Origin of the sequence: Flavobacterium rhizosphaerae, assembly GCF_046000445.1 — a bacterium.
Lineage (GTDB): Bacteria > Bacteroidota > Bacteroidia > Flavobacteriales > Flavobacteriaceae > Flavobacterium > Flavobacterium rhizosphaerae.
The window spans coordinates 146,070-158,950 of record NZ_JBELPZ010000006.1 but is presented as its reverse complement, the minus strand read 5'-3'; the positions used below and the strand labels follow the sequence as shown (position 1 = coordinate 158,950).

Below are 12,881 nucleotides of genomic sequence, written 5' to 3'. Positions count from 1 at the left end.
AGACCAGCCTCAAAATCATTATCTTAGTACCATATCACTTACTATATGGATATTCTGGAAGTTGAACTGCACAGTAGCGATATTACTGCGACAGAAAAATTTTATAAAAAAATACTGGATGTTGAGCCTTACCATAAGGAACAGCAAACTCTGCTGTTTTACCAGATTGGTGGTACCAAATTAATATTTAAAGCTACAAGTAACCGCAAGCCGGTATACCATTTTGCTATAGAAATTCCCAACAATCTTTTTTTAGAGGCCTACCGTGTAATTAAAGAACGGGTTGAACTACTGCCGGTGCAAACCGGTGGTACCATAGCCGACTTTGCCAATTGGAATGCAAAGTCATTTTATTTTTATGATAATAACGGCAATATAGTTGAGGTAATTACCCGCAACTCCAAAAAAAACTCAGGGAGCATGCCTTTTACAAATGAAAGCTTTATAAACATTAGTGAAATAGGCTTTGCAGATGATAATGTGCCTGCTCTGGCCGCTTATTTGTGGCAGGAGTTTGGTATACCCAATTATATAAACCAGCCACCCAGAGATAATTTTACCGTAGTGGGCAATGAGAACGGCCTTTTTATTTTAGCACAAAAAGGCAGGCATTGGTATCCTACGGCAGTACAGTCGCACCAATATCCTTTGCGCGTGCTGTTTATCAACGATGGCAATGTAAACCACATTATCAGGGAATAATTACGCTATATTTTTAAAAATTCTCAGCAATTTGCTAAATTGCAGCCTTAAAATTGAAGATATTTCATTATGCAACCTGTAACTCCTTATATTCCTAAAAATAAAGTACGTATAGTAACCGCAGCCTCTCTTTTTGACGGGCATGATGCTGCCATAAACATTATGCGCCGCATTATACAGTCTACCGGTGTAGAAGTAATTCACCTCGGGCATGACCGCAGTGTGGAAGAAGTTGTAAATACGGCCATACAGGAAGATGCCAATGCCATAGCCATGACCTCGTATCAGGGCGGGCATAACGAGTATTTTAAATACATGTATGACCTTTTAAAGGAAAAAGGGGCAGGGCATATAAAAATATTTGGCGGCGGGGGCGGTGTAATACTGCCTGAAGAAATAAAAGAATTACAGGAATACGGTATAACCCGTATATACTCACCAGACGATGGGCGTGAACTTGGCTTACAGGGCATGATAAATGATCTTGTGGAACGCTCTGATTATCCTATTGGGGATAAACTTAACGGAGAGGTAAAGCATTTGGAAGATAAAAAACCTACTGCTATTGCAAGGGTTATATCTGCAGCAGAAAATTTCCCTGAAGTAGCAAAACCGGCACTGGAAACTATACATGAGCAAAATAAAGATATATCTACCCCTGTATTAGGTATTACCGGTACAGGTGGCGCCGGTAAATCATCATTAGTAGATGAACTGGTGCGACGCTTTCTTATTGATTTCCCCGAGAAAACACTGGGTATTATTTCTGTAGACCCATCTAAACGTAAAACAGGTGGCGCGCTATTGGGCGACCGTATAAGGATGAACGCCATAAATAACCCTCGGGTATATATGCGTTCGCTGGCTACAAGGCAAAGCAATCTGGCGCTTTCTAAATATGTTGCTGAGGCCATACAGGTACTTAAGGCAGCTAAATATGACCTGATTATTCTTGAAACATCGGGTATTGGGCAAAGCGATACCGAGATATTAGAACACAGCGATGTTTCTTTATATGTAATGACGCCTGAATTTGGTGCCGCTACACAGCTTGAAAAAATTGACATGCTTGATTTTGCCGACTTAGTGGCGATAAACAAGTTTGATAAACGCGGTGCGCTGGATGCGCTGCGCGATGTAAAAAAACAATACCAGCGTAACCATAACCTGTGGGATGCCAAACCCGATGATTTGCCAGTATTTGGTACTATTGCCTCGCAGTTTAACGATCCCGGTATGAATACGCTCTATAAAAAAATTATGGATGTGTTGGTAGATAAAGCAGGTGCAAACCTTACTTCTACCTTTGAAATTACAAGGGAAATGAGCGAGAAAATTTATGTTATCCCGCCAAAACGTACCCGTTACCTTAGTGAAATTGCCGAAAACAACCGTAATTATGATGCTATGGCTGCCAGCCAGCAGGAAGTAGCACAAAAACTTTACGGTATATATAAAACTATCGAATCTGTTGCGGGCACACAACCGGAGCTTACCAAATTTGGCTTGGATAGTGATAAGCTTAATGCTAAGGGAAGCGAAGACTTCCTTAAAATGCTCATTGCTGAGTTTGACCGTGTAAAAATGGATCTTGACCCTTATAACTGGGAGGTTATTACAACGTGGGATGATAAAGTAAATAAATACAAAAACCCGGTGTATACGTTTAAGGTACGCGATAAAGAAATTAGTATAAAAACACATACTGAGTCGTTATCACATACACAAATACCAAAAGTTGCCCTGCCAAAATACCAGGCGTGGGGAGATATTTTGCGTTGGTGCCTTCAGGAAAATGTACCCGGAGAATTTCCGTACACCTCAGGGCTTTATCCGTTTAAAAGGGAAGGGGAAGACCCAACCCGTATGTTTGCCGGAGAAGGCGGACCTGAGCGTACCAACAGGCGTTTCCATTACGTGAGTCTTGGGATGCCTGCAAAACGCCTTTCTACAGCTTTTGACAGTGTAACACTTTATGGTAATGACCCGGGGTACAGGCCTGATATTTACGGTAAAATTGGTAACGCTGGGGTATCCATCTGCTGTCTTGATGATGCCAAAAAGCTATATAGCGGCTTTAACCTTGCCCATGCCATGACATCGGTAAGTATGACCATAAACGGGCCAGCGCCTATGCTGTTAGGCTTTTTTATGAATGCTGCCATAGACCAGCAATGCGAACTCTATATAAAAGAAAACGCACTTGAAGATGAGGTTAATAAAAAAATAGAAGATATTTATAAATCCAAAGGCACTCAGCGCCCACGCTACAACGGAGAGTTACCAAAGGGTAATGATGGCCTTGGCCTTATGTTGTTAGGGGTTACGGGTGATCAGGTGCTTCCGGCGGATGTATATAATGAAATAAAAGTACGCACACTCAGCCAGGTACGGGGTACCGTTCAGGCAGATATATTAAAAGAAGACCAGGCACAGAATACCTGTATTTTTTCTACCGAATTTGCCCTTCGTTTGATGGGCGATGTGCAGGAGTATTTCATTACACAAAATGTGCGTAACTTTTATTCGGTTTCTATTTCGGGCTATCATATTGCCGAAGCAGGGGCAAACCCCATAACGCAACTTGCATTTACGCTTTCCAACGGCTTTACTTATGTGGAATACTACCTGAGCCGCGGTATGGATATTAACGCCTTTGGGCCTAACCTTTCGTTCTTCTTCAGCAATGGTATAGACCCGGAATATGCAGTAATAGGCCGTGTGGCACGCCGCATCTGGGCTAAGGCACTTAAAAATAAGTATGGCGCTAACGAGCGTGCGCAAATGCTAAAGTATCACATACAGACATCGGGGCGTTCTTTACACGCGCAGGAAATTGATTTTAATGATATACGCACTACGCTACAAGCATTATATGCCATTTATGATAACTGTAACTCTTTGCATACCAATGCATATGATGAAGCCATAACAACGCCTACCGAAGAAAGCGTGCGCCGTGCAATGGCAATTCAGCTTATTATAAATAAAGAATTAGGGTTGGCCAAAAATGAAAACCCGATACAAGGCTCGTTTATTATAGAAGAATTAACCGACCTTGTAGAGGAGGCTGTTTTAGCCGAGTTTGACAGGATAACCGAACGAGGAGGTGTTTTAGGCGCTATGGAAACCATGTACCAACGCAGCAAGATACAGGAAGAAAGCCTGTATTATGAAACCCTTAAACATACGGGCGAATTTCCTATTATAGGCGTAAATACCTTTTTGAGCAGTAAGGGGTCGCCTACAGTTGTGCCATTAGAGGTAATACGTGCTACAGAAGCCGAAAAACAGTTTCAGATAGATACGCTGGAAAACCTTCATGAAACATATAAAAATGAAGCACAGGAAAAATTAAGTACAATACAGGAAATTGCCGTTAAAAACCAGAATATTTTTGAAGAGTTGATGGAAGCTACCAAAGTATGTTCATTAGGGCAGATTACCGCTGCTTTGTTTGAAGTAGGGGGGCAGTACCGGAGAAATATGTAATTGAACTTTTTTTAAACCTGTATTTGAGTGTGTTTATTTATATTTAGATATTTGTTTTATGAAACAATATACTGTTTTAAAAAATGGAGCGCGTGAGTTTACCATAAAAAGAGAAGAAACCCTAATAGGGGGTATCACTTTTGCGAAATGGTATTCAGCGTATCCTCAAATACACCTTGCTGATGGCAGTGTTATCCGTACTGAGCAAAAAAGTTTTTGGAAAGGTACGCGGGAAATACTTTTAAATGAACAGCCCTGGCTGGAATTAAAAGGCAGGATTAACCCAATGTTTATACCGTATAAGCAGGCACATCATTTTTATAAAATAAAACAACGTGGCTTTTTTAAACAGGGGTACATTATAGTAAATTATAAAGGAGAGCAGGTAGCGTTGTTATATTCAACCTTTAGCTGGAAGGGTTTTAAAACTGAATACATACTTACGTGTGAAGATGATTTTGGCAACACGCCAACCGAAAATTTTTTATTGGTATACCTGGTATATTACTATAAGGAACAGCAACGTGTTGCCGCATCAGCAGGTTAATTAACGCTCACAATACCCTAAAAGGTAATATATTACAACAAAGGCAACAATAGTGCCCACACAGCCGCCGCCAAGTTTTTTGGCGCCCCAGCCCGCTATAAGGGCTTTAATTAGTTTGTTCATGATGTTTTATTTATTTACTAAAATTAGTAACATTTAAAACCGGCTGTGTATACTTTAACGTTTACTAAACAAAAAGCCCTGCAATTTGCAGGGCTTTTTATTGAAATACATTTTTATATTACTGTATTTCAATATGTTGTTCTTTTACGCCTTGTTGTTGTAAGGCAGACATTACCGCATCATAATTACTGGTGTCTAAGGTTTGTGAAAAATAACCCGGTATTATTACAATCCTGAATACCTGGTCAAGAGAAAAATCCTGCCTTAACATAGCATCAAAATCCGCATCAAAGTAGATTGACACACTATTTACTGAAAAATCAGTATAGTAATTCACAGTTCCTTCTGCAAGAGGATAGGTAGTAGGTATTTGTTCCCAAATGTCATTACCCTGATCAGATCCACTAAGCCTGTATACTAATATTACATCTTCGTTATTAATTCTAGGATTAAGGGGTATAGTAACGGTATAATCGCCATTTGCTGTAAAGTTAACATGATCAACTTCAAATACCTCGCTTCTGATATCGGTACCTGGGTAATAGTTATTATTATCATCGTCGTTAGAGCAGGCTGTAAGTGAAAATAAGCTGATAGTGGCGAAAAGTAAAAGTATCTTTTTCATAATTTAAAATTTTACTGGTTTATAATATAAGATGCTAAACCAAAAAGCAAGCCAAAAAATGTATTTTAAGAGATTTTACAAAAAAAAGTTTATTTTATCTTTGCCAAACTATGGAGAAACAACTAAAATTATTTATGGTTTTACTGGGTTGTACGCCCCAAAGCCGTGTTACAGAACAGCACGATATTTTTTTTGGTATTGGAGAATCATTATCTTCTTTAAAAGAGGATATGTATGCTTTTTGGCCCGAAGGAGGCGACCTGCATATTGACTCCTGGCGCGCCGTTACCCATGTGGGCGGGTATGATATACACATTGTGCCAAAAAAAGAAATGACAGAAGAAGAAAAACTGTTTTTTCTTAACCTGGGCGGTTATAAGCCCGGCGACCCCGAAGAGTATCATTATAAAATGCTGGCAGTGGCCCCGGCCATGTCAACCGCTGTAAAAGCGGCTAAACAAACTGCTTTTTATAAGCATTACGGGTTTAAGGGTGCCGAAAGCCATATTGATGAAAAATATGCCCTTGATGTAGATGATATGCATAAGGTGGAAGACCTTATACCCACGCACCTAAAAGAACTTTACAGCATTACCATACACAAAAATGAAGCCGGTACGGATGATGAATATCATATTGGTTACCTTAAGATAAGCAAACTGTAATTAAGGCTTTTTTGCCAGTTTATAACTGCCGCCTTCATATCCGGTTATGGTTACTGTATACAGCCCTGCCTGTAGCGTAGCTATATCAAGCTGGCTGCTTTGGCTTTCGAGCATGCCTGTAAGTATAACTTTCCCTGTAGCATCTGTAATATAAAAACTCTGGCCAATAAGGCTAACAGGGCCTTCTATATATAAATTATCAGCTGCCGGATTTGGGTAAATTCTTATCCCGGCACGGGCAAAAGTATCATTCATTACGCTAAGGTATTGCCCAACATATTCTGAAAGGTCTACAAAGTGCAATTGCTGTGGTGTATTAATAGCATTACCCTGCTGAAAATGTTCATTGCTCAGATAGTACCTTATGCCGTTATCCGTAGTGATACCTTCAACCTGATAAAATGGTAAGGCTACATTAATCTTTCTTTTATTACCGCTTAAAAAATCGGTATCCTTGTAATCATACAACAAATAAATAAAAGGCTGTAGGGTAACTGTATAACCGCTCAGGGCTATAATATTATTTTGTTCTATCCAGGTAGCCCCTGTTACCAGGCCTCCTACATCTAAAGTACCCATTAATTGCGCAGTATAATTGCCTGGTATTTTGGGTATGCTGTATATACCGGTTTGTTGGCTAGTCCATTGTTTGGTAAAAATATATATGTTGTTAATACCTGCAACAATTGCCTCACAGTCAAAGTCGGTAGTGTTGTTATTGGCAGTGCTAAAATCGGTTTGGTCTTCATAAGAAAAGTTAATATACTCTACCTGTGGTGTTGTGTTTGAGAGTTGCGTTTTATTTACACGTATTATTCTCAGGTCGGTACGATTACCATGGGCATTATTACCAGTATCGGCTATGTAAATAAAAGCATCATCCTGTGCTATATCTTCCCAGTCAACATTAGTTGCTCCGGACACAGGTAAAGTACTGCTTATCTGTCCTGTTACTGGGTCTATTCCATACACGTTAATATCATTATCATCATTGTGGGTATATACTAATCCATTCCACAGTATTAGCCCAGACGTTTCATTTACAGCACCGTCAAGGTTTACCGATGATTCCGGCGTTACAGAGGTTGTTGCATAGGTACAGGTTCCGTTATTTACTGTGGCATTAGGATTATAGTTCATAGACATAGGGTCTGTACAGCCGTATACCTGTGCCTGTACACCACTAGTAATTAAAAAGAAGGAAATTATGGTGTAATATAGTTTCATTTCAGTATGTTTTTAGTGATTCTTATAAAGTTACCACTAAAATTTTATAAACCCTTTTATTTAAATGGTAATAACTTAATTTTAAGGCTTATATATAAAATATGTTAAATTAAAAAAGCCATTCTTTAGGAGAATGGCTTTAGTTAAAAGTATATGGTTATTAACCTATTGCGGCGATTTTAGCGGCTTTAATTTTCCGCCTGAAATATATGGCATTGGCATTGCCAAAATATTTGGTAATAGTAAGCCGTGCCATAAGATAGCTTACGGTGCTTTCCGCGCCCTGATTAAGGTTTACACTATATTGTTCAAGCCCGTCAAAACAACCGCCCGTGCAGGGATTGTAAATAACATGCTGAAGGTGGTTGTTACCCAAAAACCAGTTAAAGGCAACTTCCATTTTATTAAGGTAAGTTTCTTCCTTAAATATATCATGAAATTTTTTCAGGGCCAGTATGGTATAGGCAACATCAATTGGCTGCTCGCCAAAACGCTCTTTATCATGTCCTTTAATCAGCCAGCTACGGTTAGATATTACTTTGATGCTGTTTTCCTCAAAAGTCTGAGAAATTAAAAAGTCCATTGCTTCTTTGGCAACATCTGCATAAACCTGCTCATTAGTTATGGCATAGCACAACAATAAAGCTTCCGGCAATACACTGTTGGCATAGGTAAGGTAACCTTCAAACCATTTCCATTCCTCGTCAGATTCGTGTCGGTACATTTGTACCAAACGGTCAGCAAATAGTTTTATATAGATAAGCGTATCTTTATCTTTTACATGACGGTTATAATAATATAACCCTTTAACTACAAAAGCCATAGCTCTTGTTGAATACATATTTTTGGTAAGTGAAAGCGATTTCTGAAAAACCGCCTCAGCCTTTTGGATAAAGCTTTCAGGGAGTATAGGCCCAAGCGAAATAAGGTATCCTAGTGCCCACATTGCCCTTCCGGAACTGTCTTCAAGGTTTTCATTGTCATTTTGGGTTGTAAAATTTTTATTTACATCCACATAATTCTTCAATCTTCCGTCTTCACTCTGGCAGAATGCAATATAATTAAGGTATGTTTCTATATATTTTAATACACTGGCATCACGGTATTTTTTATAATGCATGCACATAGAAATCATGGCGCGGGCGTTATCATCTATGGTGTAGCCTGACTCCAGGTCTGGAATGTTAAGTTTTGAGAACTGAAGCATACCAAAATCTGTAGTCATGTTTTTAATATGGGCAAGATTTATATCTGGGTTACGGTATTGCAGTTTTATGGCATTTCCACCGGCAGTTTTCTGCAATAATTTTGCATGGCTTACCGCTGAGTTTTCCCATGCGGTGTGCACTATTTTATGCAGGCCGTTCAGCATCATCCTTTCCCTTAGTTCAGGGTTTAAAAGCAGTGTGTTTATACCTGCTGAAAGTTGCCTGGAGTTGCCAAAATCAAATATTATGCCTGTATCTCCTGCCAAAACTTCCTGGGCATGTGGTATAGGAGTTGATATTATAGGGCATCCGCAGCTAAGCGCATACGAAAAAGTGCCACTTACCGCCTGGTTAGGGTCATTACTTGTAAACAAGTAAATATCAGTTAGCTGGAGGTATTCCAAAAGCTCGTCAAGGGCTACGTATTTATTAATAAATGTAACGTTGTCCTCAATATTTAATTCCTGTATTTTTTTGTTTAAAAATTCGCGGTATACTTCCCCTTCGTTAATAACAACAGTGGGGTGTGTTTTACCAATAATAAGAAACATTACATCTGGATTTTTTTCTATTACCTCCGGCAGGGCATCAAGAGTGGTTTCAATACTTTTACCAGAGCTTAGCAAACCAAATGTAGAAAGTATTTTTTTACCTTCCAGGCCGTGCTTACGTTTAAGTTCGGCCTTATGGCCATGTGATACTAGGTGGGTTCCGTGGGGTATAACAGCTATTTTTGTACGTTCAACCACATAGTCGCGTACCAGTATATCGGCAGCATTATGTGTCATAACAATAAGTGAGTCGGCACGGTTAAGTATATGCTGTACATTGGCTTTAAATACCTCATCAGGGTTTGGCAACACAGTGTGGAATACTACTGAAAGCGGTTTTTGCACAGCATCAATAAAAGCATTAAAATATTCAACAGTTTCGGCTACCAGGCCAAATTCATGCTGAATAAGTACTGCTTTTATGTTTTGGTTTTCATTAATAGCCTTATATAACTTTGTATATGATTCAGGGTCGGAAGTGTTGAGTACATATTTTACATCAGGGTCACTATAATTATGTTGCTCGTCTTTAGACTCAATAGCGCATATATTTATAGTAAAAGAATCAACATAGTGCTCTTTGAGCGCTTTTATTAAATCCTGGCTGTAAGTAGCTATACCACATTGCCTTGGTGGAAATGTAGTGATAACCAATATTTCGGGCAAAAGGTCATTAAAACCGCCCGCAAGGGTCTCGGCGGCAATCTGTTCAAGTAGGCTGCTGTGGTGTTGAAATTTTTTTTCAGCAATTTCTCTGGCTTTCATGGGTATTCAATCGTTAGCTGTTATAGTATTTTAGAGGTTTTATTGTTGGTACTTAAAAACCGGTTATTAATAAATAATAACCGGTTTGCTTTTACTTGCGAGTATTAGCGATATCACATTAAGCTTTCGCAGTATTTTTAACCCATTTATTGGCACGTTCTTTCGCTGCGTTTACAGCTTCTTCAGTACCATCAGCACCTTTAGAAAATTCTTTTTCAGCTTTATGCTGTAATTCGTCAAGTTTGCTTTTAAAATTGGCTTTAGCTTCATCTACACGTGCCTGGTATTTTTTACTGGCTTTTGTACGTGCTATATATACTGCTGCTCCTGCAACTACTGCCGCACCTGCGGCTATACCTGCTATTAGATTTTTATTCTTCATTTGGCTTAGGATTTTTAAATTATTCAGCCAAATTATTCAATTCTTATTAAGTGGTCAATTTGGTTAGTAAATATTTAACTTAATTAACTTTTGTTTGTATTTTTTAAATTAAATTTAACCATTGTAAGAATTTTTTTGAAAAATACTCAAAAAGGTTACTTTCCTGTAAATTTACGTAAAAATTGCTGTTCCCCCTAATAGTTGGGGTATTATTACATTATTTTCATTTTGTTGAAAATTAACCCCTTTGTAAACGCAGGGTAATTAAAATTTGCAACATTTTTTTGTACATTTGCACAGCATTTAATTTATCATTAACATAAAATAAGAAGTTTCATGTCAACATTTCGTTCTCAGGCTATTAGCCAGACATATGGCAGAAAGCCTGTACATGTAGAAGAACTGGATAGAAAATCAGTTATTTTTGGTAGCAATGTATTCAACAGCAAATCAATGCGCCAATTCCTAACACCAGATGCTTACAAAGCCGTGCAAAGTGCCATACAGCATGGGGCTAAGATAGACCGTAAGGTAGCTGAGTATATTGCTATGGGAATGAAAGAATGGGCACTTAGCAAAGGTGTAACCCATTATACACACTGGTTTCAGCCCCTTACAGGTGCTACTGCCGAAAAGCATGATGCCTTTTTTGAAACTTCTTTTGACGGTAGTGACCCTATAGAAAAATTTGGCGGAACACAGCTGGTACAACAGGAGCCGGATGCTTCAAGTTTTCCTAACGGGGGTATACGTAATACTTTTGAAGCCCGCGGTTATACTGCATGGGATCCAACTTCTCCCGCTTTTATATTTGGTACCACACTATGCATACCTACCGTATTTGTATCATATACGGGTGAGGCATTAGATTTTAAAGCACCACTATTACGAGCTCTTGCCGCTGTAGATGATGCCGCAACTGCCGTTTGCCAGTATTTTGATAAAAATGTAAAAAAAGTGTCGGCTACACTGGGCTGGGAGCAGGAATATTTTCTTGTAGATTCTGCCCTTGCCGCATCAAGGCCAGACCTTACCCTTACAGGCCGTACCCTTATAGGGCATTCATCAGCCAAAGGGCAACAGTTAGATGATCATTATTTTGGTTCTATACCAACACGCATACTTAATTTTATGAGAGATCTAGAAAATGAGTGCATGCTGTTGGGCATACCTGTTAAAACACGCCATAATGAGGTGGCACCAAACCAGTTTGAGCTTGCCCCTATATTTGAGGAAGCTAACCTGGCGGTAGACCACAACTCTCTTATTATGGATGTAATGCAAAAAGTTGGCGAACGCCATAACTTTAAAGTATTGCTTCATGAAAAACCTTTTGCCGGTATAAACGGTAGTGGTAAGCATAACAACTGGAGTATGAGTACCGATACCGGTGTAAACCTTTTAGGCCCCGGTAAAACACCTATGAGCAACCTGCAGTTTCTTACCTTTTTTATAAACACTATTAAAGCGGTATATAAAAATGAGCAATTGCTAAGGGCTTCTATTGCTACAGCAAGTAATGACCACAGGCTGGGTGCTAATGAGGCGCCACCGGCTATTATCTCTGTATTTATTGGACAACAGCTTACTAAAGTACTAGAAGACCTTGAAAGCGTTTCTAACGGGAAACTTTCTCCGGAAGAAAAAACTGACCTTAAACTTAATGTAGTAGGTAAAATTCCGGATGTATTGCTTGATAATACTGACAGGAACCGTACTTCTCCATTTGCTTTTACCGGTAATAAGTTTGAATTTAGGGCAGTAGGCTCAAGCGCCAACTGTGCTAATGCTATGACAGTGCTTAACGCCATAGTAGCCAAACAGCTAAAAGACTTTAAGAAGGAAGTAGATTCGCTTATTGAAGGCAAAGAAATGAAGAAAGATGATGCTATCTTCAATGTATTGAGGGAGTACATCAAAGAAACCAAAAACATACGTTTTGAAGGTGACGGCTATAGCGATGAATGGGCTGAAGAAGCTGCCAAAAGGGGGCTTAGCAATCACAAAACCACTCCTCAGGCTTTAAAAGCAAAAGTATCAGAATCTGCACTGGCTTTATTTGAAGAGCTTAATGTGATGAACCACGTTGAGGTTGAGGCACGTTATGAAATTGAACTGGAAGAATATGCCAAAAAAATACAGATAGAAGGCCGCGTACTGGCAGATATAGCCCGTAACCATGTAGTGCCTACTGCTATACGCTACCAAAATGTACTTATAGAAAACGTAAAAGGCCTGAAAGATATTTTTGGTAATAATTTTGAAATTATCGCCAAAGAGCAGATAAATATCATCAAAGAAATATCAAGCCATATCTCTACCATTAATGCAAAATCTGAAGAAATGACAGAAGCCCGTAAAAAGGCTAATGCATTAACTTCTACCGAAGAAATGGCAAATGTATATTGTGATGAGGTTAAACCTTATTTTGATGTTATAAGATACCATTGTGATAAGCTCGAAAATCTTGTTGACGATGAGATCTGGCCACTTACAAAGTACAGGGAACTTCTTTTTACCCGATAAGGATAAAATAATATGAAGCACTTCAATGGCTTCTTTAGATAATAAGTTGAAAGCCTGCTGTAGCAATA

The 12,881-nt window shown here is 39.0% G+C and carries 10 protein-coding genes; 5 read left to right on the top strand and 5 right to left on the bottom strand.

The features are described from left to right. Positions 1 to 45 precede the first annotated feature (45 nt). From ABS766_RS08140 to ABS766_RS08130, 3 genes are all read left to right on the top strand, one after another. Positions 46 to 702: a VOC family protein gene (locus ABS766_RS08140; protein WP_408084636.1), complete on the top strand. Its 657-nt coding sequence runs from the start codon at positions 46 to 48 to the stop codon at positions 700 to 702. A gap of 69 nt (positions 703 to 771) precedes the next feature. Further along, positions 772 to 4,194 carry a methylmalonyl-CoA mutase family protein gene (locus tag ABS766_RS08135; RefSeq protein ID WP_408084635.1) on the top strand — a complete coding sequence of 1,141 codons (3,423 nt, stop codon included), beginning with the start codon at positions 772 to 774 and terminating at the stop codon, positions 4,192 to 4,194. 58 nt (positions 4,195 to 4,252) lie between these two features. Beyond that, positions 4,253 to 4,741, top strand: a complete 489-nt coding sequence (locus tag ABS766_RS08130; RefSeq protein ID WP_408084634.1) for a hypothetical protein — start codon at positions 4,253 to 4,255, stop codon at positions 4,739 to 4,741. Here ABS766_RS08130 and ABS766_RS08125 read toward each other — a convergent pair whose 3' ends face one another. Beyond that, positions 4,742 to 4,864, bottom strand: coding sequence for a hypothetical protein (locus ABS766_RS08125; RefSeq protein ID WP_408084633.1), 123 nt, complete (start codon positions 4,862 to 4,864; stop codon positions 4,742 to 4,744). 118 nt (positions 4,865 to 4,982) lie between these two features. After that, positions 4,983 to 5,489, bottom strand: coding sequence for a hypothetical protein (locus ABS766_RS08120; protein WP_408084632.1), 507 nt, complete (start codon positions 5,487 to 5,489; stop codon positions 4,983 to 4,985). Between the two features lie 110 nt (positions 5,490 to 5,599). On the opposite strand from ABS766_RS08120, the gene ABS766_RS08115 reads away from it, so the two are divergent. Beyond that, positions 5,600 to 6,154, top strand: a complete 555-nt coding sequence (locus ABS766_RS08115) for a DUF1543 domain-containing protein (RefSeq protein ID WP_408084631.1) — start codon at positions 5,600 to 5,602, stop codon at positions 6,152 to 6,154. Here the strand turns inward: ABS766_RS08115 and ABS766_RS08110 are convergent, their stop codons facing one another. The 3 genes from ABS766_RS08110 to ABS766_RS08100 form a co-directional block, all read right to left on the bottom strand. Next, a complete protein-coding gene (locus ABS766_RS08110) occupies positions 6,155 to 7,381 on the bottom strand; it encodes a T9SS type A sorting domain-containing protein (protein WP_408084630.1) in 1,227 nt (408 codons plus the stop codon). 160 nt (positions 7,382 to 7,541) lie between these two features. Continuing rightward, positions 7,542 to 9,905 (bottom strand): glycosyltransferase, encoded by a 2,364-nt coding sequence (locus tag ABS766_RS08105; protein WP_408084629.1) that lies wholly within the window; start codon positions 9,903 to 9,905, stop codon positions 7,542 to 7,544. Between the two features lie 118 nt (positions 9,906 to 10,023). Continuing rightward, complete coding sequence (locus tag ABS766_RS08100; RefSeq protein ID WP_408084628.1) at positions 10,024 to 10,287, bottom strand: hypothetical protein; 264 nt, start codon at positions 10,285 to 10,287, stop codon at positions 10,024 to 10,026. 336 nt (positions 10,288 to 10,623) lie between these two features. Here ABS766_RS08100 and ABS766_RS08095 point away from each other — a divergent pair, with 336 nt between their 5' ends. Next, positions 10,624 to 12,813, top strand: a complete 2,190-nt coding sequence (locus ABS766_RS08095) for a glutamine synthetase III family protein (protein WP_408084627.1) — start codon at positions 10,624 to 10,626, stop codon at positions 12,811 to 12,813. Positions 12,814 to 12,881 lie beyond the last annotated feature (68 nt).